The following is a 21955-nucleotide window of genomic DNA, read 5'->3' as shown; positions in this document are numbered from 1 at the left end:
GCGGGCCTTCCGTCGCCCTTTGGGGCGGCGGGGTTAAAGTGAGTTGGCCAAGCACTTTGACCGGAAGGAGGCTCACCATGAACTATTGTGGCATTGACCTGCATTCGAACAACAGCATGGTTACCGTGATCGATGAAACGGACCGGATCTTGGCGGAAAGGCGCCTGCCCAATGACCTGACGAAGATCCTGGATTTCCTTGCGCCGTGGAAAGACGGGCTTGCCGGCGTCGTGGTCGAGTCGACCTTTTATGGGAACTTCGCGGAAAACTGTGATGGTTTTTCATGATGAAAACGTCGGAGAGCCAATCTGGGTAAGGGTTCGCGCGTCTTGATGGCCTCGCGAAATGGGGCATGATTTCGCGATGGCTACTTCACGCAAACTCAAGCGTCTTTCCGACGCATACCGGTTCGACGGATTCCGTCCTTGCGAAGCGCTGCGCGGTGTCTTCGGTGATCGCATGGCACGCGTAGTCACGCTGGTTCGGCGCTCAAAAAAACGGCCTGCAAGGGATGTGGTCGACGGTGCTCGATCCACGATCGCAGGGTGCGTCGCGTTCGAGATCTGCCGAACGGCGATATACGGATTTACCTGGAACTCGAGGCTCGTCGGGTCCGCTGTCGATGCGATGGCAGCGTGAAAGGCGAACGACTGAGCTTTCTGGCGGACAACCCTCACTACACGAAGCGCTTCGCGTGGTACGTCGGTCGTCGCTGTCGCGACAGCACGATCAAGGACGTGGCTGACGAACTGAAATTGCACTGGCATACGGTCAAGGACCTCGAGATGCAGTACATGCGGGCACAAGTGGAGCGGTTCGGCACGCCCGGGCCGAAGGTCATCGGCATCGACGAGATTTCGATTGGCAAGGGACAGACGTACCGCATTGTTGTGAGCGACCTGATACGGGGCCGTGCGATCTGGTTCGGTGGCGAAGATCGAAAGGAGGCCAGCATGCATCAGTTCTATGACTGGCTGGGCGAGAAAAAGGCCCGCGGCATCCGGCTTGTCGTGATGGACATGTGGCGGCCGTTTTACAACGTCGCACAGGAACGCGTGCCGCATGCGGCCATCCTGTACGACAAATTCCACGTCATAAAGCAGCTCAACGAAGCCCTGGATGAAGTACGCAAGAGCGAATACGCTCGCCTGCAAGGCGAGCAGCGGCGCTACATCAAAGGCCAGAAGTACGTTCTGCTCAGTCATCGCGAGAACCTGTCGATGGAAGGCAGGAACTCGTTGAAGACGCTTCTCGCAGCGAACCGACGGCTGAATACCGCGTACCTGCTCAAGGAGTCGTTCGGGCAGTTGTGGGACTACGAGCGCGAAGGCTGGGCACGTCGCTTCTTCGAGAACTGGAAATCCAGCCTGAGGTGGCAGCGTTTGAAGCCCTATGAGAAGTTTGCCGCGATGGTCGAGCGTCATTGGGAGGGGATTGCTTCCTATTGCAAGCCAGAAAACAAGGTGCCGCTCGGCTTCGTTGAGGGACTCAACAACAAGATTCGGGTCATCCAACGACGCGCGTACGGATTGCGAGATGAGGAGTATCTGCGCCTGAAGATCCTCACTTGCATGCTGCCTCGAATCTGAAAAATGGAGATTTTTCATCACACTTTTCCGCGAAGATCCCTTTTATGGACGCCCCGGAATTATGCACGGTTTGTCGTTGAGGACAACGGAGCGCGCGGCGTGGGTGCCGATATGAATCGAAGTACGGGACCGTGCCGCGCGAGCTTTTGAATTCCTGAGCATTGCTGGGCTAACCGATCGGATCAGTTCACGCGGCCGAGCATAATCACAAGCCCTCGAGAAACTGCAGCACGCGGTCGGTGGGCCGGTAGCGCCGTTGCCTGCTGTGGGGCAATTGAAGCGTACTGAGGGCTCTTTCCTTCATTGCCAGGTCTGCCTCTATGTACATGTGCGTGGTCGCTGGGTTCTCGTGACCCAGCCACAGCGCAATGACCGTGAGGTCAACTCCAGCCTGAAGCAGGTGCATGGCAGTCGCGTGCCGGACCAGGTGCGGTGAGATGCGTTGGCCCTTGAGTCCCGCGCAATCAGTTTCCACAGCCTGGTAGGCGAGGTTAAGGCGATCGGTTATTCCGGTTCGCGTCATCGGTCCGCCTGAACGATTTGGAAAGAGCCACTGTCCGGATGAAGCGCCAATTTGCCGAAGCCAGAGCCGGATCTGGCTTGCGGTGCTGCGCCAGAGCGGGACCACACGTTCTTTGCGGCCCTTACCGTGAAGACGTACAGAAGGGCTTCGATCCAGATCGACGTCGCCAACGCGTATGCCGATGAGTTCGGATACCCGAGCGCCGGTGTTATAGAGGGTCGCCAACATCACGCGATCGCGCTGACCGCACCATGTGTTGGGGTTGGGTGCATCGAGCAAGGCGCATATTTCTTCTCGGGAGAGGAAGCGGACCAGCGGGCGCTCATAACGCTTCATCGGGATCGCGAGCACCTGTTGAATCGTGCCGAGCGATTCTGGTACTCGGGACGCAGCATAGTGCAGAAACGAGCGAATGGCGGCAAGCCGGAGGTTGCGGCTGCGGATGCTGTTTTGGCGAACCACTTCGAGATGATTGAGGAAGTCGAGAACCAGTGGTGCATCGATATCGCTGAGTTCCAGGCGTTCAGGTTTCCGATGCAATCGCTGTTCGGTGAATTCGAGAAGCAGCCTCATAGTGTCGCGGTAAGCAGCCACCGTTCGCGGGCTGGCGTTACGCTGCTGTATCAGGCGCTCCATAAAGAACTGCTGCAGCAATTGCGCAAACGTCGGTGATGAGTTCAGGTCAAGCATGATTGCCTCCTTGAACGAAGTGCTCGAAGCGATCGCCTGCGATGGTCATCAGCTCAGGTATTGCCGTTATGTACCAGAACGTATCGGTGACCTGGGTATGTCCGACATAGGTGGAAAGTACCAGAACGTATCGGTGACCTGGGTATGTCCGACATAGGTGGAAAGCACCAGCATCGCATTACCGACATCGATCCCCTCCTGATACCAGCCGATAAGACGGCGGCAGATAAAGCTGTGCCTCAGATCGTGGATGCGCGGGTGCGGGTGACCCCCTCGGGCCTGCCATCCGAGCTGTGCTCGAAGACGGGCGAAGGCATATGCGATCTGACGATAGTTCACTGGCCTCCCGCGGTCTGACACGAAGAACGCGTCGGTCGTCGACGCGGGCAGCCTTTTATCCCGAATACAGGCATAGGCACGGAGGGCTTCGGTGGTGGTCGGATGTAGAGGAACGTGGCGGGCTTTCCGAAACTTGCTCTGACGGATCGTGAGCAGGCCGCGTTCCAAGTCCACGTCCGAGCGCCGAAAGGCCAACGCCTCCGAGATACGCAAACCCGTGGCCGCAAGCAGACCGAAGACGGTTTCACAGGTAACTGGACGCAGGCTGCCGGCGGGCGGAAGTCGTCGCGCAGTATCCACCAACGCGTCGATCTCCTCCTCCGAGTAGATATGCGGGGTCAACCGTCGATGTCCTGGTCCACAGAGTCCGGGCGATGCAATTTCGGTGGCGGGATCAAACTGCAGGCGATACTTGGCGAACGGGCTCAAGATTTTTAGCCGACCTGCTCTCGTGATGGCTGTCGCGCGGCTGGACGAACAGGCCCAACGCAAGGCCAGTTCTTCCGTGATCGGACCGCGGTGACCGATTTGATCGGCGAAGCGTGCAAAGCACAGCAGCCGCCTTTCCTCACTCTCCAAAGCGAAGCCGAGTCGCCGCCGGCATTCGAGATAGTCCTCGACCAGGGACACCATGGTAGTGGCGGGCTTCATGTGCGTCTCCCCGGCCATGGCAAGGCAACGGTGTTGAGCCTGGGTAGATCGACTTTGACATAGATGGTCGTCGTGTTGACGTTGCGGTGGCGCAGTAGATCGGCGATGTCTTTGAGACTTGCCCCTTCCCTGAGTAGCCTTGATGCGACCGAATGGCGTAGCACATGGGTTCCGGTCCACCGCTGAGCGAGGCCGCACCGGGCGTAGGCACAGCGTACGGCATTACGCACCAGGCTGGGCCCCACCGGTTCATCGCGCGGAGCGCGGTGCCGCACAAACAGTGCGCGGCTTTCCGTTCGCGGGCGCCCGAAGCGCAAATAGTCAGCGATCGCGCGCCCCGTCTCCAAAGGCAACGGCAGAAGTGTTGTGCGCTTTGCCTTCGCTTTGGCAATCCGGAGCGTCCCTTCTCGCCAATTCAAGTCATCGAGCTGGATAAAAGCCACTTCGCTCGCCCGCAGGCCCAGGTCCACCAGACAGCGAATGATCGCGTAGTCACGTCGGCCGGTTGGACACGTATGATCGAAGGAATTCACAAGCCCCGCCAGTTCTGAATCGGTAAGAGAATCCGGTAACGCCGCTAGACGCCAGTAAGCGACTCTTGGGACTGCGGCAATCAGGGGTTCGGTAGGTTGTCCGTGTATGCGACGGAAACGCAAATAACTCCGCAGACAGTCGCCAATGATTCCTGCTGTCCGGGGTTGGCAGCCCGCGGCGCGATCAGTCACGAATCGACAGATCTCATCTGGCTTGAGGCATTCAAGCGCAATCGGCCCCCAGCCAAATCGGGCAATGAGGAATTCACGGACGTAGCGCAGACGGTAGAGACGCGTTGCCGGTGCTAGCCCCTGCACATCCTGAAGATAAGCGTCAAAGAGCCGAAGTTCTTCACTTATGAAACTGGAAACCGGCGCTGATCTCGAGGGAATGATTCCCTCCGAGCGCAGCATGCGAAGCAGATGACGCAGCGCGCGGCGAAGGTTTGCGGGGGTGCGGGGACTTGCCTTGCTGCAGTGGCAGACGGGAAGGTGCTCCGTGAGAAAGCGATGCAGCACTGTCTCGTCGATGTGATTGATAGCGATGCGTCGCGCAGTCAACCACCGTCCGAAGTGGGAGGCGCATTGCAGGTAGTTCTCTTTAGTAATACCCGCATATCCGTGACGCCCCAAGTAGTCGGTGAAATTTCCAACGACGGGTCCAAGTGCGCCGTACCGTGCGCGATTGCACACGACAACTTCAGAAACGACTGGCGTGATCATGATCGCTCTCCTGAGAGATGGCGATGAAGCCATCTGGGAAGAGCAGTATCTGTTATGCAAGGTTGGCCGATGGTGAGGCGCTACCTGGCACCCAGAGGAATTGGGCGTCGCACCTCAGCATGACCGACAAACCGTGCATAATTCCGGGGCGTCCATAAAAGGTCCTATAGAAATGTTTCTATAGGACCTTCAACTGGTACTGGCTCGTCGATGGCCTGCAGGCAACGGGCTCCACCGTGCATCTGGCCCACACCACGGCGATCAGGCAATACAACGGGCTCAAGTACAGTGGCGACGAGACGGATGCACGCTACCTGGCCCGGCTGTTGCGGCTGGGGATCCTGCCCACGGGTACGATCCTGTCACCCGAAGCGCGCAGTGTGCGTGATCTTGCCCGCAAGCGCATGCAGCTGGTACGCAGTCGCACCAGCCACATACTCGCGATCGAAAACATCACGGCTCGTCACTGCGGTACCGGAATATCGTGCGCACAGGTCCTGCGGCTGACGACCGAAGACGTTGACCAGATGGCGCTACCGGCCGAGGTCGCGCTGGCAATACAGGCCAATCTGGCGGTCGTCAGCACGCTTTCCACACAGATCGGGCTGGTAGAAAAGCGGCTGGCCGAAAAAGTCCGACCACGCGAAGAGTATGCGCTGCTGACCAGCGTGCCCGGCATTGGCCAGATCCTGGCAAGCGTCATATTGCTGGAGACCGGCCCGATTGAGCGTTTTGCAAGCGCCGGTAACTTCGCTTCCTATGCGCGTTGCGTGAACAGCCGGCACACCAGCAACGGCAAGAAGAAGGGAGAAGGCAACATCCGTAACGGCAACCGGTACCTGTGCTGGGCGTTCGTCGAGGCAGCCAATTTCGCCCAGCGCTACTGCACCGAGGCCAGGCGCTTTTATGAACGCAAGAAAGCCAGGACAAATCCGATCGTCGCACGCAAGGCGCTCGCACATAAACTGGCGCGCGCATGCTTTCATATTCTGAAGGACCACAAACCGTTTGATGTGACGCGCTGCTTCACGTAAGGCTTTCGACGGCGACCGACAAGGCCCGTGGGAGGATTGGGCCCCAGCCCAGGAATTTGAATGGGATGCCGTGTCGCCGTCCCCGACATGCAGTCATGGCGAATCGCCTGCGACGCGAGCCATCGATGGATTGGCGCCCTGATGCGGCAGCCCTCGAATTTGTACGGATTCCCTGGACGCGTTGCGGTACCAATGTTCTTCCGGGGCGGCATGGCCGCCAGGGCGAAAGGCACCGGCGGTATTGCCATTCGCTTGATCCAGATGGGTGTCTGGCGCGATCCGTCGCAGCCAGAAATGAAGAAACGGACGCGGTTGGCGGGTACATTCGGGTGCTGAAACTGGGAAACGGCTGCTCGCGCAGCCGGGGATGTGGATTGCTCGCTTGACGCGGGCACGCTAATGGGTGTGTCACAGCCGCAGTACGGTGCAACCGGAATCGTACGTCAGGTCCCTATCCAGTTCGCCATACTAGCGCTACGGCGTGGCCAGAACGCCTGCAGGTTGGCCGCTCGACACCGTTTCCACGTCCTTGCCGCCTTGTCAGACAAAAGAGACCCGGGCCAACGCCGAACACGATCATTCCAAAATTCGCAACAGTTTGTCGCTTGATTAGGTATTTACCCCACCCTTCCAGCTTCTAGACTACCGCCATTTGCTACAGACACATGGGTTTGTCGCTCATATCAAAATAATCTCCTGAGGTAGTCATCATGAAGTCGATCATCAAGGCCTTGACCATCGCCGCCCTCATCGGCGCCCCGCTCGCTTCCTTTGCGCAGTCGAGCCAGCCCGTGACGCGCGCGCAAGTCCGCGAACAGCTCGTCCAGCTTGAAAAAGCTGGCTACAATCCAAACGACTGGATGCACTACCCGGCAAACATTCAGCAAGCTGAAGCCGTCGTCGCGCAACAGAACAGCAACAACACGGCCTACGGCGCGGAAACCAGCAGCACGTCGCAATCTGGCAAGTAGGAATTCAGCCGGCTCTCCCGGCATCTTGAAACAGGCCCGCATCTCGCATGAGAGCGGGCCTGTGCTATTGGAGTTGATGAACCCTCCGCCTCCGGGCTCCGGTGACTTCGCCCGGGCCGGATGGCTTGAGTGTTTTTTGTCCGATGCGCAAACTTGCGTTCAATAATTCAGACGGCCTTGCGCAGGAAGCCCTGATTACCACCGTTGCGGTTGGGCGCGAAGCCGTTGGCCTGCAGGGTCTCTTCCGCTGTGTCGTAGAAGACGCCGATCTTGCTGATTTCACGCGCCTGCTGGGCGGTGGCCACCTCGCGGCCGAACTCGCGCGAGATGCGCACCAGTTGCTCGATCTGCTCGACTGTGCTCGCCTTCTTCGTGCGCGTCTGGTTCCAGAGGCAGTCCTCGGTGCCGCAGCGCACGTGCAGGCCCAGCGCAATGCCCATCATGTTGACCGGCAGCACATTGCGCACTGAACTCTCCACTGTCAGTACCGCGCCGTCCGGCGTGGCGCGCACGAAGTTGGCAAGGTTGTAGATATTCGGTGCGTCCATGCCACCGCTGATCGCCACCCAGTTCATGACCAGCGGGCCCTTGTAGATGCCGCGCCGAATCAGCCGCTCAACCGACTCGAAACTATTGATGTTGTAGCACTGGAAAGCACTCTGGATGCCCGCCTCGCTCAGGCGGCGAATGTGCTCCTCGGCCCAGCCGGGCTGCGACGGCACCGTCATCTCCTTGTAGGCGTTGTAGATCGCGGAAATTTCTCTCGACGTGCCCTTGAAATCCGCCAGCTCCGCATGTTCGGTGACGTTCATCTGCGAGGTGTTGATCGTCACCGTGACCTGATCGGGTTTGGGATCGAGCTCGGCCAGCATGTGGCGCGTGTCGTCGCTCAGCCACTTGGCCGCGGCACCTTCGGTCTCGGGCGCGAAGCTGATCGAGCCGCCCACCTGGATGACCGTATGCGGTCCACGAACGACGCCACTCAGAGGTGCTCTGAAGCGTAAATTGTGTGGTAGGGAGAAGGGTCAGCGGAGATTGGCGGGCATCTTCCACGGCAACAGCGCGTCGTAGTCGTCGACGGTCTTCGCCAGTGGCAGACGTTGGAACAGCCAGGTGAGGTAGCAGTACGGGTCGATGCCGTTGGCTTTTGCTGACTCGATCAGCGAATAAAGATTCGCACTCGCATGTGCGCCAGCAACTGTATCGGCAAACAGGAAGCTTTTGCGTGCGACGACAAACGGGCGAATGGAATTTTCGCAGGGATTGTTCGATATGGGCCAGTTGCCGTTCTCGACGTAACGGATCAGCTTGGGCCACTGCCCATGCAGATAGGTCAGCGCCTTGCCGAGTAAACTTTGCGGCACGACGCCGGGCGACTGTTCAAGCATCAGCTTTTCGATGGTATCGAGTACGCGCGCACTGTATCGTCGTCGCAATCGCTGTCGTCGTTCAGCCGGCCACGTTTCACTGCGCGCCTCCGCTGCGAACAGCTTGCCGATCAGTTTGATGAAGCGTGTGGCGAGCAGATCGGGGGAGCGGGCCGCCTTGGGCACGTTATCTTCGGCCTTGACCAGATACCGTCTCGCATGAGCCCAGCATCCGAGATGCACGAGCTGATACTGTTGCGCGATGCCGTTGTAGGGCTCGTATCCGTCGGTCATCAGAACCGCACCCTTGCGAATGCCGGCGAACAGTTTGTCGGCCAGCTTCGCGCCGCGACCAGCCGTATAGGCGAAACAGCGGATAGGCGTTCCCGATCCGGTCATTTGCGCCCAGAGATAGCTTTTCGTTTGCGGCTTGCGCCCTTCTTCCTTCAGGACCTGGAACGTCGTCTCGTCGCAGTAGATCACGTCAGCATCGAGCAACGCGTCGCGCATCAGATTGATAACGGGCTGCGTCGCGTGACCGACGCGGACCATGCTCGCGGCGAGCGTGTTCGACGAGATGTCGCCACCGAAGCGTCGCAGCAGACCAGCCTGGCGATAGATCGGCATGCCGAACTGATACTTGCCGGTGGCGACCCACGCGAGTGCCGATTCCGTCAGCAGCCCACGCGGGATGATGCGCGCCGGCGCCGGCGTAACCTTGATGCCGAGGTCGCAGCACGGACAGGCATATTTGACGCGCTGGTGCTGGATGACGCGAACCTGCTCGGGGATCACGTCGAGCTGCTCGCTCGTTTCGACGCCGATCTCGACGAGCGCGTGTCCGTCGTGGTTGCAGAAGCGTTCGGCTTGGGGAAGTTCGTGCCGAACGACTTCGCGCGGCAGACTGGGATCGAGCGGTTTGCGGTGACCGCGCTTCTTGCGCGTGTGCGCTGCGATCGTGGTTTCGCGAGTATCTTCCTGCGCGGGTGTTGCGTTCGTGCCGAGCACTTCGGCTTCATTGAACAGACCGGGCTGATCCGATGCGCGGGCTTCGCTCTTCGCGCCGAACAGCTCGCGCCGGTAAGCGCGCAGTCGTTCCTCGGCCAGGTCGCGCTCCGCAGTCACGAGACGCAGTGCGCTGCGTAACCCGTCACGCTCTGACTGAAGCGCGTCGTGCTCCTCACGTATCGCGAGGAGCGCCCTGAGTTCGTCAGCGTCGATGGTCACGTTGATCGGCATGCCACTTAGACCGGCACGCCGATGCCGTGTTCAACTCACGCGAGCATAGTGGCGTTTCGGATGCCGCTGAAGAGCAGCAATGTCGGCACCTTCGAGAAGCCAGTGCAGCAGATCGACGGTCAACGTCACGACTTCGGTTTTGCTGTCAGGCCAGACGAAGCGATCATTGGCCTCGAGTCTCTTGAGCATCAGCCAGAAACCGTTGTGCTGCCAGCCCAGGATCTTGACGCGATCGCATCGCCGGTTGGTAAAAACGTAGAGCGAGGAATCCATCGGATTCAGGCGCATCGCCTGTTCGACGAGAATCGACAGACTGTTCATTCCGTACCGGAAGTCGACGGGATCGCGGTGCAGGTATACCGTCAGCTTTTCGTCGAACCGGAACACGGCATCCTCCCGAACATCTGGACCACGGTGCTCAACTCGTCGATGCTCGCTGCACTGAGATCGAACTCCACGCCGTTCGACAGACATACATGCAGTGAGAGCGTCATCGGCGGTGCCGGAGATACGGGTGGTGGCGGCAGTGCCGGTGGTAGTGACACGACAGGAATAAATGCAGAGGAGGATTCTGCCGGCGCGGGCCGCTTACGTGAATCCGGCATATCGATGGCTTTGCCATCCATTACTTCGACTGCGGGTGGTGATGGGGCGCGCTCGTCGGCGTCGTCCTTCAGCGATGCCAATGAGATGCCTTTCTCACGCTCCATCAGGTACTTCGTAGTCCATTTGCGCAGCAGGTTGGCGTTGATCCCATGCTCCTGTGCCAGACGGGCTACCGACACGCCCGGGCGCAATGCAGCCTCGACCAGCGCGCGCTTACCGTTTTCGTCATAGCGACGGCGCCCGTCGCGGCTTTGACGAACTACTCTTAACTCTGAGTCATTGCCAGCCATTGGTGTCCACCTCCACGTAGGTGGACACCAATGCTCCTCGCTCATGCCGTCAGCCGATAGACGTCGAAGATGGACCGCTTACGGATGACCATCTCGGGTACGCGGGCGCGCACACCGGCGATTAGCTCGTTGAACTTCGACAGGCGCTTGCTGCCCTTGCCGTCGAGTTCGCGAACATGCAGGTGCAGCACGGTAGCGCCGGCGTTATAGCAATCCACAGCCTTCTGGATCTGCTGCTCCATCGTGACCGGGATGTCCTCAGGGAAGTCGGACGGCAGCCATCCTGGGGCATAGGGCGCGGCCGTGATGATCAGGGGTTGCTGGTTTTCAGGGTAAAGGGAACCGTCGAGAAAGTTCATGTCATGTTTCCAAAGGCAGGTCGGGAGTAAGGAAAGAAACAACCAGCGCGAGGCCAGTGGCGTGGAGAGAATTTTCTGACGCCGTATCCAAAGGTGCTTGGCACACGGCGCCACGGCGTCTCCTTGACCGTCCCCCCCAACTCAGACCGCAGCGCCGGTGCCCAGGGTGCCGGTCAGGGCTGGCGCCACATCCAGCTTCACGTCGGAGATACCGGCCGCATCCGCGTCATAACTGCGCATTGCGATGACAAAAAGCACCGCGGCCAATATGCTGAAGAGAGGAATGACGGTCAGTGCCCACTGCAAACCCCATTGGTCAGACAGGACACCCGCCAGGAACGGACCCACCGCCCGTCCAAGCACGTTTTGAAACAGGGAAAGTACGGCCGCGCCGGTCGAGCGCACACCTGGGTGAATGACGTCCATGGCAACACCGGCAACCAAACCGACGGTGCAGTTCATGAAGAAACCGCCAAGCAGGATCAGCTTGAACTGTGCATTCCCCGTGTATGAGCCGCCAAACGCCACCACGAGAATCACCGATGTGATCAGGCACAACACGGACAGCGCGGACAGTTTGTTGCGCGGTGTGCGAAGTGCCAGGCGGCCCACCACGATGCCCCAGAACGTGCAGCCAAACGCGCTGACCAACACCACCGCCGCGGCCGACTTGGCTGCAGCCTCCGGGGCCATGCCGTGGAAACGGTTCAGGTAGCTGGGCAGCCACGACCACATGGCTGACACCGTAATCAGTTGTGCCGCCGCTCCAACGCAAACCCATAGCAGCGTTCGCGTGCGCGCCATCGTGACAAAGATGTGCTTGAGCGTCCCGCCCAGAGACCGGGTCGCCTGGTTCAAGCCTGGCGTCAGTGCCACCGTCTTGTAGTCGCGCACGAAGAGATAAAGCAGTGCCAGCACGAGCCCAGGTACACCGACCACACCAAAGGCGGCCTTCCAGCCCCACCTCGCCGCGATCATGCCCCCCAACACCACACCGAGTACTGAACCCAGCGATGGAGCAGCGTAGAAGATGCCGAGCGCGGCGCTCCGCAAGCGCTTGGGAAACAGTGTCGAGATAAGGGCTACTCCTACCGAGCCATAGCCGGTTTCACCCACCCCCACCATCGCACGCGCCGCAAACAATTGACTGTAGTTGGTCGTGAACATGCACGAGATCGTGGCAAGGCTCCAGGTGATAGCCATCACCACGATGCTCTTTACACGGCCCATGCGGTCTGCCACCAGCGCTACCGGCAATCCCCCCGCCCCCACCACGATGGAAATGATGGAAACCAGGGAACCCAGCTGTTTGTCACTCAGGTTCCATTCGCTCTTGATGTGGGGAAATAGCGAGACGATCACCTGCCGGTCGATAAAATCGAAAAACATGAGCGCGAAGGTCATCGCAAAGGCAAACCAGGCCTGCCGCCTGCTCGTCAGGTAGTCGTCGTTATTGCCGCCCTCAGGGTCATCGGGTATCACGTGCATGCTTGTCTCCTAACATTTTTGAAATACCGGCCACGGTCCTGACTTCGCGCGCATCAACCCATCACGAAGCGCTGCCCGTCATCGACCGAAAGCGTCGCGCCCGTCATGAAATCGTTCCCCGGCGATGCAAGCAGCAACAACGCACCGTCGAGCGCTTCGGGCGTGCCGAGCCGTCGGCGCGGCAGTCCTTCAACAATCGTCTTGCCGGCCGGCGTCTGAAACAGTGCACGATTGATGTCGGTCTCGATGAAGCCCGGATTGATGGCGTTGACATTGATGCCGTAAGACGCCCATTCGTGAGCCATCGATCGGGTCAGATGCTCGAGCGCCGCCTTGCTCGCGCTATAGATCGACAGATTCGGCGAGTGCGTTTGCGCAGCGAGCGAACAGATGTTGATGATGCGTCCGGGCAGCGCGCTGGCGACCAGCCGTCGCGCGAACGCCGTTGCCGTGAGAAGCGCGGCCTTCGTATTGACGCCAAACACGCGGTCGAACATTTGCGCGTCGACATCGATCAACGCGGCGCGACCGCCCGCTCCAGCATTGTTGACGAGCGCCCAGAGCGGCGCCATGGTTCGCTGGATTTCGTCGAACACGAGAGCAACCGCCTCCTGGTCCGTGACATCGACCGGAAAGTGGCGCGCTACGCCGCCATCCCGCACGATCATGTCTTCTGTCTCGCTCAACGGATCGGCCCGCCTGCCCAGCAGCGCGACCTGCGCGCCGGCTGCGGCTAGCGTGCGCGCCGCCTGGCGGCCCAGGCCTGACCCTGCACCCGTGACGACGACCGTCAGATCTGACAGGTCGAAGTATCGGGCGACAACACTCCTATTCATCGAACTCATGGTTATCCTCAGTTTGGCGTTATGTGCCGTGCCAGGTGCGAGCGCAAGATCTCGCCACCCGTGCCCCTGCGCTGACTTACTGCGAGAAGCTCGAGAGATCCTTCGGTTCGATGCCGTCCTTGTGGCAATGATCAAGATAGCGGCGCATCGCAGTGCGCCAGTTTTCTGTCGCGGCCAAGTTGCCCTTTCCGTCGAGATAAAGCAGCTCGCCAGAGACGACATTGAACGTGACAACTTCACTGTCCGACACGGCAATGGGCGTATGACTCGTGGCGGCAGTCTCGTAGACCACGCTCCCTTCCCTTGCGACCCAATCGTGCTCCAGATACTTCCAGCTACCCCGAACCGTATAGACAATCACGGTGCTGGTGTGGTGATGCGTCGCGAGTTTCGCGCCCGGCGGTATCTTTAACAGGCTGATCGTTTCGCCGCGGACCGGATCGATCTTGAAGTACTTGATTTGCACGTCGTCCGAATACGGCGCGTAAGGCATCCAGGGAAGGTCTTCATCATTGAGACAACCGGTATCGATGGTTTCAAACAACATGTCGCGCATTCCTCATAGAAAATCCCACGCCTTCGATGCGTGGCTCGGGCACTGTCGTCTTCAAATCCCGCAGGCCCGTCCCTTTTTTCCCCGCGAGTGGCACATGGCCATCGTTCGGTCATGAGAGTTCGCGAATGAACTCTTCGGCCCGCGGCCACTCGCCATGGCCCGAGGCCGGATTCAGATGCCCGACCTCGCCGAGTTCGACGAAGCGACTGCCCCACGCCTGCGCGAACTCGCTGGCGCGATCGAGACGCGTCAGAGGATCGTTGCAGCCTGCCGCAACGATGCTCGGAAACGGCAATCTGCCGCGCGGTATCGGCAGCCAGCCATGCTCTTTCAGTACGTCGATCGCCGGGTAGCCTGCCGGCATGGGCGTCTCGAGATCCGCGGGTGCCGCAAGCAGTGCGCCGCGTACCTCGCGTGTCGCACCCCGGGCCACCCAATGGGCGACCATCATCGCGCCGGCGCTGTGCGCCACGATGATCACGGGCCCCTCGATGGTGGCCAGAGCGCGGTCGATCGCGTCGACGCGGGCCGCGCAGCTCAGCTTGTCGTGCTCAAGCGGGGCGACGCTGCATGCAGGGGGCAACTTCGCGGCCAACAGGGTCTGCCAGTGGTCCGGCACATGCTCACGCAGGCCAGGGACGATGAGAACGGTTGGCGTCATAGAGTTCATGTCGATCATTCAGTAAGGCATGTCACCGATGAGGGTGATGCGTTCCATCTTGCGGTGGCACGGCGGTTAGTCCATCACTGCGCAGTGCTGGGTTGAGCGGTTGCCCCGGAACGCAACGGTGTCTTTCTTCCAACGAAAACGCGCGTGACGTAGTGTGGGTGTGGCGTGACGTAGTGTGGGTGTGACGGGTTTCCCCCGCTTGACATTACATGACAGGGACTTACCATTCTGTGCCAGTCTTCTATTCAGCTCTCAGATGTCGTCACTTGTCCGCGCTGCGAGCCTCACCAACTACAGCGAGGTCGCTCGTGCCGCCGGACTGGACCCGGTGCGGATGCTCCTTGACGCGGGGTTAAGCCCGGGCGTACTGCGCGAGCCGGACCTCATGATTCCGGTCGAGCGTGTCGGGCAACTGCTGCATGCCTCTGCAACCATGTCGGGCAACGAGAGTTTCGGACTGTGCATGGCCGAGTCGCGCCGGTTGTCCAATCTTGGGGCGGTAGGATTGCTGATCCGCGACCAGGCGACGCTGCGCGACTCGCTTGACATGCTGATGCGCTATCAGTCCTTGCTCAACGATGCACTTTCGCTGGCGGTCGAGGAATGCGGTGAACTGGTCATCATTCGCGAAGCGGTCATTGCGGGCAATGCGCATCAGCCGACGCGCCAAAGGGTCGAACTGGCGCTAGGTGTCATGGTGCGGTTGATACGCCAGCTCCTCAAGGCCGACTGGCAACCGCGGCGGGTGTGCTTCGAACATCCGGCGCCGCACGACACGAGTACACACCAACGGTTTTTTGGCGGTTGCGTCGAGTTCAACTATGACTTCAACTGCATCATCTGCGCGAAGGGCGATCTCGACGCACGCAACCCGTCAGCCGATCCCGCGATGGTGCGCTACGCGCAGCAGTTGCTAGACGCGTCTGTCGCGTCGAAGCAGGCGACCGTGCTTGAGGACGTGCGGCGCACGATCTTGCTGCTGTTACCCAGTGGACGCTGCGGCATCGAACAGGTGGCCGAGCACCTCGGCGTGGTGTGCCGCACAGTCCAGCGCCGGCTGGCGGAACAGGGGCAGAGCTTCTCGTCGATCGTCAACGACGTCCGCAAGGAACTCAGCACGCGTCATGTCATCGAGAGCGATCGTCCGTTGACCGAGGTGGCGACCCTACTCGGTTTTTCCGCTCCGAGCGCATTCTCCCGCTGGTATCACACGCAATTCGGTTGCAGCGCCAAGGAGAGCCGGGCGGCGCGCGGCGCAGTGCACAGACAGACAGCACCTGCGCCGGCGAGAAGGGCATAACCCTTTACTAAGCCATGTGTATCGCCGAGGACGGCTGATCCAGCGCGTGAAGGAACCGGGGGTGCTGTAGCCCAGTGTCAACTCGTCCCCTGGCGCTTAGCGAGGCCGCCGTATGACAGCGCTGTATCGATGAACCCCCGCACGCAAGGCGAATGCTCGCGAACACGATACGCCACTGCGAGTTCGACCTGATCTTCGAAGTCGCTTAAAGGTTTGAACACCACGCCGGGTTGGGCGAATCCCTGGATGGATTGAGGCACGAGGGCTACCCCGTAGCCCGCAGACGCCATGCTGACCGCAGTAATGAAATCGTTGACCCGATACTCCGGTTGCGCGTCGAACCCACCGACGCGGCCAAGTCTGGCGAGATCCTCCGCGAAGCCGGCCGCCTCATTGAACTGCGGCGCAATGAATGACATCCTCCGCAACTGGGAAGCCTTCACGGCTTTCGCGCGCACGAGTGGGCTGTCCGCCGGCAGAGCAATCAGCAAGCGTTCGCGCTGAACGACTTTGGCTGTGACCCCGTCGGGATAGTGCGCGCGAGGCCGAATGAAACCGACATCGAGGGTCTCGTCCGACAAACGTTCCAGTTGCGTCGGTGTTTCCATCGCCACGATGTGCATGCGGACGTCCGGGCTCGCCATCCTGAATGCCTTGAGCGTATCGGGCAGCAGCCCGGTCGTAACGGCCGAGCCGATATAGCCGAGCGAAACGTGACCTGCTTCTCCTCTTGCGGCCAGACGCCCGATGCGGTCGGCGCGCTCCAGTTGCCGCAGTGCGGCCTTGGCTTCGAACAGAAAAACGTCGCCTGCATTGGTTAGCGTGATCGCCGCACGTTTGTTGCGGTTGAGCAGCCGTACGCCGAGATCGGTTTCGAGCCTCTTGATCTGCTGGCTGAGCACCGATTGTGCGATATCGAGCCGGTCGGCTGTGCGAGCGAAGTGCAAATCTTCGGCCAATGCGACGAATAGTTTGAGTTGCCGGCTATCGATCATCTTTAATCTCGATTTGCAAATAAAAAAACAGTTTATACGTATTTAACGAATCACAGATAAGGAGTCAAATAACCATACTTTCTTCACAAGGACACGTTCATGAGCTCTGTCACCACATTGCCGATGGCCGCATCGGTCGATTCGCAACTGAAGTTTTCGATCGAGCGTCATCCGCATCACGAACGTCTGCGTCATATCACGGTGCAACGTGACGCGTTGCAGAAATTCTTCTCTTCAGTCAAAGACATCGACCTCCAGAACCTCGAGTACGTACCGTTCATGCGCTTTATGGTTGCGGACGCACTCGAGCGCGCAGTCGGCGACAGTTTCGCCCCGGCCCTTCGGCAACTCGTGCGGGACCGATCCACCGGAGGATTCACGTTAGGCGTCCAGGACGGGACCACCGATCCTCGCGATTTCGTCCTTTTCGGAACGGCAGTCGGGTACCTGCTTGGACCGGCGAATCACGACGCGATGTCCGGCACGTATTACGCGCGCTTCCTCGTGAAGGACACGGACAACAGCGACTCATACCTGCGTCAGGCATACCGCCTGTTCACGCTGCACACAGACGGAACCTTTGTCGAAGAGCCGACCGAATGGCTGCTCATGATGAAGTTCGCGGAAAAGAACGCGCTCGGCGGCGAGTCGCGCTTCATGCATCTCGACGACTGGAGCGAGCGCGACACTTTCCTCAACAATCCACTCGGCACCCGGCCATTTCTCTACAAGGCGCCCGGCTCGAAGAACGTCGATGCGCAAGTCGAACGCCCCGTGTTCTTCCAGACCGAGTATGGCCTGGCGATGTCGTTCATCGATCAATTCGTGCAGCCCCGTTCATCCGCCGAAGCGGTTTATCTGCACGACTTGTCGGCGTCGATGGAAGCGTCCTCCGCGACGCGCGAGGTACCGCTTCCCGTGGGCGACCTCGTGGTCCTCAACAATTATTTCTGGCTGCACGGCCGGGCGCCGTTCAAGAAGGATCCGGCGCTTCATCGTGAACTGATGCGCCAACGCGGAGTGTTCTCAAAATGACAACCGTCCAGCATCACCGCGGCTATGACGCGGACGTCCTTATCGTAGGCGGTGGCATCGTCGGTGTATCGACGGCCACGCAACTGATCGAACGTCATCCGGGACTGAGCGTGCTGCTGCTCGAGAAGGAGGCCTCACTCGCAGCTCACCAGTCCAGTCACAACAGCGGCGTGATCCACGCCGGCGTGTACTACGCGCCGGGAAGCCTCAAGGCCGAGTTCTGCAGGCGAGGTGCCGCCGCGACCTATGAGTTCGCCCGCCGCCATGACGTGCGGGTCGAGCAATGCGGCAAGCTGATCGTCGCGACCGAACACGTCGAAATCGAAAGGCTGAATGCGCTCTACGCACGTTGCGAGCAGAACCGGCTCGAACCACAGATGCTCGATGAGGCGGCGTTGAGGGAACTTGAGCCGCGCATCGCGGGTCGCGCGGCGATCCGCGTGGCGTCGAGCGGCATCGCGGACTATCCGGGCATGACCATGACGATGGCGCGACTCGCGCAGGAGCAAGGCGCGCAGATTCTGCTGAACCAGCGTGTCGACGCGCTCCACGAGGACGAAAACGGCATTACCGTGGAGACCTCGGGCGGCCGCTTCCGGGCAAAGCACGCCATCGTCTGCGCAGGGCTGATGGCGGATCGCCTCGCGAAGATGTGCAATGTCGATCTCGATTTTCGGATCGTGCCGTTTCGCGGCGAATACTATCGGTTGCCGGCGTCGAAGAACGACATCGTGAAGCACCTGATCTATCCGGTGCCAGATCCTGAGCTGCCCTTTCTCGGCGTGCACCTGACGCGCATGATCGGAGGATATATCACGGTGGGTCCAAACGCCGTGCTGGCGCTGGCGCGCGAGGGCTATCGCTGGCGCGACGCAAATCTGAAGGATCTCGCCGGCATGGCAGCGTTCCCGGGCTTCTGGAAGATGCTCGGAAAGCATGGCACATCGGGGCTCATCGAAATGCGCAACTCGCTGTGGAAACGGGGCTATCTCGAACTGTGCCGCCGATACTGTCCGGAACTCGAACTGTCCGACCTCGAGCCTTACCCATCCGGCGTACGCGCGCAGGCTGTGATGGCGGACGGCAGCATGGTGCATGACTTCCTGATCCGTTCGTCACAGCGCAGCCTGCACGTATGCAACGCACCTTCACCGGCGGCGACCTCCGCGTTGCCGATCGGCAGCTATCTCGTCGATGAGTTCGACAAGCGTTTCGATCTTGCTCCACTTACCCGCTCGCACTCGACAGATCAGGCACATGGTCTGGCGACCGGGTAAGCACACGGCCAGGCGACCTTCTGCATAGGAGATCAAAGGAGGCGCCTGCGCATGGCGTGCGCCGTGCGGATGACTTTGGGTCGCGGCCAGTGCGCACGGTGCATACTGCAACTCAAGCTGCGGTATATTGAGCCGGGACAGGAATCTGGGGCTTGACCCATTCAATTCAGAAGCTCGTCAGCCGGGACACTCGCCGCCAGGAGGGAGTTAAGAGATGCTGACGACGGGACTCAGGAGATAGCATGGTTTCCCCGTTCAATATGCCGGACGAGTTCGTCCAGGGTTTCTTCAAATCCGGGCAGAGCCTGCTGCACGCCTTCACCGGCATGAGCGGTGATGCACCCGCCAGCGCAGGAAGCACGCCGGTGCCGGCGTTGGCATTGACCCAGGCGCAAGCCCATTACTGGCAGCAGCAGATGGCCTTGTACATGGGCATGGTCGCGAGCGCTACCGGGAAAGCCCCGGCGCCGAGCGTCCAGCCCGTGCGCGGTGACCGGCGGTTCAGCGCGGACGCCTGGAACGACAATGCCTGGTACAGTCTTCTGAAGCAGACATACCTGCTCAACTCGCGCCTGCTCAGCGACATGGTCGAAGCGACGGCCCTCGGTGAGAAGGAAAAGCACAAGCTGCGTTTCTACGCGCGTCAGTTCATCGACTCGATGAGCCCGGCCAACTTCGCCGCCACCAACCCCGAGGCGATGAAAACCGCGCTTCAGACGCGGGGCGAGAGCGTGCGTACCGGTTTCGCCAATCTGCTCGAAGACCTGAAGCGCGGCCGGATCTCGATCACCGATGAAACTGCCTTCGAGGTAGGCCGCAACGTGGCCGTGTCAAAAGGCTCGGTGGTGTTTGAGAACGAACTGTTCCAGCTGATCCAGTACGCACCACTCACCGACGAGGTCGCCGAGCGGCCGCTCGTGATCGTGCCGCCCTGCATCAACAAGTTCTACATCCTCGACCTCCAGCCGGAGAACTCGTTCGTGCGTTTCGCGTGCGAACAGGGGCAGACGGTGTTCCTCGTGTCGTGGCGCGACCCTGACGCGGACCTGGGCCACATCACCTGGGACGACTACATTGAAAAGGGCGCGATCAAGGCGATCGAGGTCGGGCGCGCGATCTGCGGCGCTGACAAGGTCAACGCGGTCGGCTGGTGCGTGGGCGGCACGATCCTGTCGTCAGCGCTCGCGGTGCTGCGCGCGCGCGGCGACGAGCCGGTGGCAAGCCTCACGCTGCTCACGACCATGCTCGATTTCAGCGACCCGGGCGATCTCGGCGTGTTCATTGATGAACAGGGCGTGTCGCAGCGCGAGCAGACCATCGGGCGCGGCGGCATCTATCCGGGCGGCGAACTTGGCTTCGTCTTCCAGACCCTGCGTGCCAACGATCTCATCTGGCCATATGTCGTCAACAACTACCTGAAGGGCCGTGCGCCGCAGGCCTTCGACCTGTTGTACTGGAATGCCGACGATACGAACCTCCCCGGCCCGATGTACGCCTGGTATCTGCGCAACATGTATCTCGAGAACAACCTGTGCAAGGCAGGGCGGCTCTCGATGTGCGGCACGCCGGTGGACCTTGGGCGGATCGACATGCCGAGCTATATCTTCGGCACGCAGGAAGATCACATTGTTCCGTGGCAGGGCGCGTATCGCTCGACGCAACTGGTGGGCGGCGAGACGCAATTCGTGCTTGGCGCGAGCGGACATATCGCGGGCGTCATCAATCCGGCATCGAAGAACAAGCGCAGCTTCTGGGTCGACGGCACGCTCGGCGATGACCCGCAGGCATGGCTTGCGACGGCGAAGTCGCAGCCGGGAAGCTGGTGGACGCACTGGATTAACTGGCTGAAACCGCATGCGGGCAAGCAGATCAAAGCGCCTAAGCGGGCGGGCAATGCGAAATACAAGCCGATCGAGCCAGCGCCGGGGCGCTACGTCGCGAGGCACCCGCCGGAAGTGATGGGCGCGTGACCGGCAAGGTCCTTTAGGCCCAGCCCTTTCAAGGGCTTCACCATGAAGTCATGTTGCGGGCGAGTTTGCCCGCAACATACGTCAGGATTGGTCCGCCTGCCCTAGTTCGCGCAGATGCGCCTGCGCCTCCTCCGCGCTTTCAAAGATGTACGGGGCGACGTCGCGGTTCCGCAAGGCATCCCCCAGCTTGGCACGAAGGAAAGTGCTGGTGGTGTAGCGGGTGACTTACGAATAGAAACGCTCAATCAGTCCTTTCACCATCACGGAATAGGTGTCGAGCACGTCGGGCAGGATGGCGAAGTTGTCGTAATCAACAATCGCATACACCTTGTGGTCGAGCAGACCGAGTTTCGCTTCGACGAGACTGCGGATACGCTCCACGTCGGCGAGCGACTTGACCGTATAGCCTTCGAAATTCACAAAGAACAGGTTTTGCTGCTGATCGTAGGTGAAGCGTTCTTCCAGTGGCAGGCACAGCATTTCGTCACGCAGACCCATCGGCCCCACATGGAAGATGCGCGCGTCCATGAGTCGCGGCGCTTCGCACATGATCGGCCGGAAATCCATCAGGGCGAGAATGTCCTTTTCCAGATCCACCCCGGGCGCGATCTCAATGAGTTCGAGTCCGTCCTCGGCGAGCCGGAAAACGCATCGCTCGGTCACGTAGAGCGCCACCTGCTTCCGGCTCACCGCATAACGGCCACTGCAGGTGCGGTGCTCCACTTCGTTCACGAACTTGCGCGCGGCGCCCTCCTCGACGATCCTGAGCTTGCCGTTGCCGACGGTGAGCCGCAGCCGGCCAGCAGTGAAGGTTCCGACAAACACAACCTTCTTCGCAGCCTGCGAGATGTTGATGAAGCCGCCCGCGCCGGCGAGCCTGGGCCCGAACCTGCTCACATTCAGGA

The 21955-nt window shown here is 60.3% G+C and carries 17 protein-coding genes and 5 pseudogenes; 8 read left to right on the top strand and 14 right to left on the bottom strand.

Annotated elements, in window-relative coordinates; all coding sequences use genetic code 11:
* Positions 1–77: 77 nt before the first annotated feature.
* Positions 78–248 (top strand): annotated as a pseudogene (locus tag OKW35_RS24610) (IS110 family transposase); the annotation flags it as partial.
* Positions 249–497: 249 nt separating this feature from the next.
* Positions 498–1589, top strand: a pseudogene (locus OKW35_RS24605) (ISL3 family transposase); the annotation flags it as partial.
* Positions 1590–1794: 205 nt separating this feature from the next.
* On the opposite strand, the gene OKW35_RS24600 reads toward OKW35_RS24605, so the two are convergent.
* The 3 genes from OKW35_RS24600 to OKW35_RS24590 all read right to left on the bottom strand — a co-directional run bounded on the left by OKW35_RS24600 (position 1795) and on the right by OKW35_RS24590 (position 5048).
* Entirely contained in the window at positions 1795–2802 is a 1008-nt protein-coding gene (locus OKW35_RS24600; RefSeq protein ID WP_429553359.1) for a tyrosine-type recombinase/integrase, read from the bottom strand.
* A 66-nt stretch (positions 2803–2868) separates the two neighbouring features.
* Positions 2869–3792 (bottom strand): tyrosine-type recombinase/integrase, encoded by a 924-nt coding sequence (locus OKW35_RS24595; RefSeq protein ID WP_429553358.1) that lies wholly within the window; start codon positions 3790–3792, stop codon positions 2869–2871.
* Positions 3789–5048 (bottom strand): site-specific integrase, encoded by a 1260-nt coding sequence (locus tag OKW35_RS24590; RefSeq protein ID WP_429553357.1) that lies wholly within the window; start codon positions 5046–5048, stop codon positions 3789–3791. The genes OKW35_RS24595 and OKW35_RS24590 overlap by 4 nt, the downstream gene beginning before the upstream one ends.
* A gap of 185 nt (positions 5049–5233) precedes the next feature.
* Between OKW35_RS24590 and OKW35_RS24585 the strand changes: the two are divergent.
* Both OKW35_RS24585 and OKW35_RS24580 read left to right on the top strand, forming a co-directional pair.
* A pseudogene (locus tag OKW35_RS24585) lies at positions 5234–6082 on the top strand (IS110 family transposase); the annotation flags it as partial.
* Between the two features lie 710 nt (positions 6083–6792).
* The gene (locus tag OKW35_RS24580; RefSeq protein WP_184056229.1) at positions 6793–7053 is read left to right on the top strand and encodes a DUF4148 domain-containing protein; all 261 of its coding nucleotides are present in this window, start codon (positions 6793–6795) and stop codon (positions 7051–7053) included.
* 167 nt (positions 7054–7220) lie between these two features.
* On the opposite strand, the pseudogene OKW35_RS24575 reads toward OKW35_RS24580, so the two are convergent.
* From OKW35_RS24575 to OKW35_RS24535, 9 genes and pseudogenes are all read right to left on the bottom strand, one after another.
* Positions 7221–8042 (bottom strand): annotated as a pseudogene (locus OKW35_RS24575) (3-keto-5-aminohexanoate cleavage protein); the annotation flags it as partial.
* Positions 8043–8078: 36 nt separating this feature from the next.
* Positions 8079–9659, bottom strand: a complete 1581-nt coding sequence (tnpC, locus tag OKW35_RS24570) for an IS66 family transposase (protein ID WP_429553356.1) — start codon at positions 9657–9659, stop codon at positions 8079–8081.
* A 30-nt stretch (positions 9660–9689) separates the two neighbouring features.
* A complete protein-coding gene (gene tnpB, locus OKW35_RS24565) occupies positions 9690–10046 on the bottom strand; it encodes an IS66 family insertion sequence element accessory protein TnpB (protein ID WP_167368694.1) in 357 nt (118 codons plus the stop codon).
* Positions 10022–10555, bottom strand: a complete 534-nt coding sequence (locus OKW35_RS24560) for a transposase (RefSeq protein ID WP_429553838.1) — start codon at positions 10553–10555, stop codon at positions 10022–10024. The genes tnpB and OKW35_RS24560 overlap by 25 nt, the downstream gene beginning before the upstream one ends.
* A gap of 80 nt (positions 10556–10635) precedes the next feature.
* A pseudogene (locus OKW35_RS24555) lies at positions 10636–10914 on the bottom strand (3-keto-5-aminohexanoate cleavage protein); the annotation flags it as partial.
* Positions 10915–11055: 141 nt separating this feature from the next.
* Positions 11056–12402 carry an MFS transporter gene (locus OKW35_RS24550; RefSeq protein WP_429553355.1) on the bottom strand — a complete coding sequence of 449 codons (1347 nt, stop codon included), beginning with the start codon at positions 12400–12402 and terminating at the stop codon, positions 11056–11058.
* Positions 12403–12455: 53 nt separating this feature from the next.
* Positions 12456–13247 carry an SDR family NAD(P)-dependent oxidoreductase gene (locus OKW35_RS24545; RefSeq protein ID WP_429553354.1) on the bottom strand — a complete coding sequence of 264 codons (792 nt, stop codon included), beginning with the start codon at positions 13245–13247 and terminating at the stop codon, positions 12456–12458.
* Positions 13248–13323: 76 nt separating this feature from the next.
* The gene (locus tag OKW35_RS24540) at positions 13324–13794 is read right to left on the bottom strand and encodes a 2,4'-dihydroxyacetophenone dioxygenase family protein (RefSeq protein WP_090810160.1); all 471 of its coding nucleotides are present in this window, start codon (positions 13792–13794) and stop codon (positions 13324–13326) included.
* A 118-nt stretch (positions 13795–13912) separates the two neighbouring features.
* Positions 13913–14473 (bottom strand): RBBP9/YdeN family alpha/beta hydrolase, encoded by a 561-nt coding sequence (locus OKW35_RS24535; RefSeq protein WP_090810162.1) that lies wholly within the window; start codon positions 14471–14473, stop codon positions 13913–13915.
* Positions 14474–14729: 256 nt separating this feature from the next.
* On the opposite strand from OKW35_RS24535, the gene OKW35_RS24530 reads away from it, so the two are divergent.
* On the top strand, positions 14730–15773 hold the full coding sequence (locus OKW35_RS24530) for an AraC family transcriptional regulator (RefSeq protein WP_090806680.1): 1044 nt from the start codon (positions 14730–14732) through the stop codon (positions 15771–15773).
* Positions 15774–15850: 77 nt separating this feature from the next.
* Here OKW35_RS24530 and OKW35_RS24525 read toward each other — a convergent pair whose 3' ends face one another.
* On the bottom strand, positions 15851–16768 hold the full coding sequence (locus OKW35_RS24525) for a LysR substrate-binding domain-containing protein (protein ID WP_429553353.1): 918 nt from the start codon (positions 16766–16768) through the stop codon (positions 15851–15853).
* A 99-nt stretch (positions 16769–16867) separates the two neighbouring features.
* Between OKW35_RS24525 and glaH the strand changes: the two genes are divergently transcribed.
* The 3 genes from glaH (at position 16868) to OKW35_RS24510 (ending at position 21050) form a co-directional block, all read left to right on the top strand.
* Complete coding sequence (gene glaH / locus OKW35_RS24520; protein ID WP_429553352.1) at positions 16868–17803, top strand: glutarate dioxygenase GlaH; 936 nt, start codon at positions 16868–16870, stop codon at positions 17801–17803.
* The gene (lhgO, locus tag OKW35_RS24515; protein WP_429553351.1) at positions 17800–19080 is read left to right on the top strand and encodes an L-2-hydroxyglutarate oxidase; all 1281 of its coding nucleotides are present in this window, start codon (positions 17800–17802) and stop codon (positions 19078–19080) included. The genes glaH and lhgO overlap by 4 nt, the downstream gene beginning before the upstream one ends.
* 242 nt (positions 19081–19322) lie before the next feature.
* Positions 19323–21050: a PHA/PHB synthase family protein gene (locus OKW35_RS24510; RefSeq protein WP_429553350.1), complete on the top strand. Its 1728-nt coding sequence runs from the start codon at positions 19323–19325 to the stop codon at positions 21048–21050.
* 225 nt (positions 21051–21275) lie between these two features.
* Here the strand turns inward: OKW35_RS24510 and OKW35_RS24505 are convergent, their stop codons facing one another.
* On the bottom strand, positions 21276–21947 hold the full coding sequence (locus tag OKW35_RS24505) for a hypothetical protein (RefSeq protein ID WP_429553349.1): 672 nt from the start codon (positions 21945–21947) through the stop codon (positions 21276–21278).
* Between the last annotated feature and the right edge of the window lie 8 nt (positions 21948–21955).

It is taken from the genome of Paraburkholderia sp. MM5477-R1, from assembly GCF_050436385.1.
Lineage (GTDB): Bacteria > Pseudomonadota > Gammaproteobacteria > Burkholderiales > Burkholderiaceae > Paraburkholderia > Paraburkholderia tuberum.
This window is presented reverse-complemented; position numbering and strand designations above follow the sequence as displayed.

Coding starts and splice junctions, on each gene's coding strand:
- OKW35_RS24600 (WP_429553359.1), bottom strand. CDS start 2,802: ATGCTTGACCTGAACTCATCACCGACGTTTGCGCAATTGCTGCAGCAG.
- OKW35_RS24595 (WP_429553358.1), bottom strand. CDS start 3,792: ATGAAGCCCGCCACTACCATGGTGTCCCTGGTCGAGGACTATCTCGAA.
- OKW35_RS24590 (WP_429553357.1), bottom strand. CDS start 5,048: ATGATCACGCCAGTCGTTTCTGAAGTTGTCGTGTGCAATCGCGCACGG.
- OKW35_RS24580 (WP_184056229.1), top strand. CDS start 6,793: ATGAAGTCGATCATCAAGGCCTTGACCATCGCCGCCCTCATCGGCGCC.
- tnpC (WP_429553356.1), bottom strand. CDS start 9,659: ATGCCGATCAACGTGACCATCGACGCTGACGAACTCAGGGCGCTCCTC.
- OKW35_RS24560 (WP_429553838.1), bottom strand. CDS start 10,555: ATGGCTGGCAATGACTCAGAGTTAAGAGTAGTTCGTCAAAGCCGCGAC.
- OKW35_RS24550 (WP_429553355.1), bottom strand. CDS start 12,402: ATGCACGTGATACCCGATGACCCTGAGGGCGGCAATAACGACGACTAC.
- OKW35_RS24545 (WP_429553354.1), bottom strand. CDS start 13,247: ATGAGTTCGATGAATAGGAGTGTTGTCGCCCGATACTTCGACCTGTCA.
- OKW35_RS24540 (WP_090810160.1), bottom strand. CDS start 13,794: ATGTTGTTTGAAACCATCGATACCGGTTGTCTCAATGATGAAGACCTT.
- OKW35_RS24535 (WP_090810162.1), bottom strand. CDS start 14,473: ATGAACTCTATGACGCCAACCGTTCTCATCGTCCCTGGCCTGCGTGAG.
- OKW35_RS24530 (WP_090806680.1), top strand. CDS start 14,730: ATGTCGTCACTTGTCCGCGCTGCGAGCCTCACCAACTACAGCGAGGTC.
- OKW35_RS24525 (WP_429553353.1), bottom strand. CDS start 16,768: ATGATCGATAGCCGGCAACTCAAACTATTCGTCGCATTGGCCGAAGAT.
- glaH (WP_429553352.1), top strand. CDS start 16,868: ATGAGCTCTGTCACCACATTGCCGATGGCCGCATCGGTCGATTCGCAA.
- lhgO (WP_429553351.1), top strand. CDS start 17,800: ATGACAACCGTCCAGCATCACCGCGGCTATGACGCGGACGTCCTTATC.
- OKW35_RS24510 (WP_429553350.1), top strand. CDS start 19,323: ATGGTTTCCCCGTTCAATATGCCGGACGAGTTCGTCCAGGGTTTCTTC.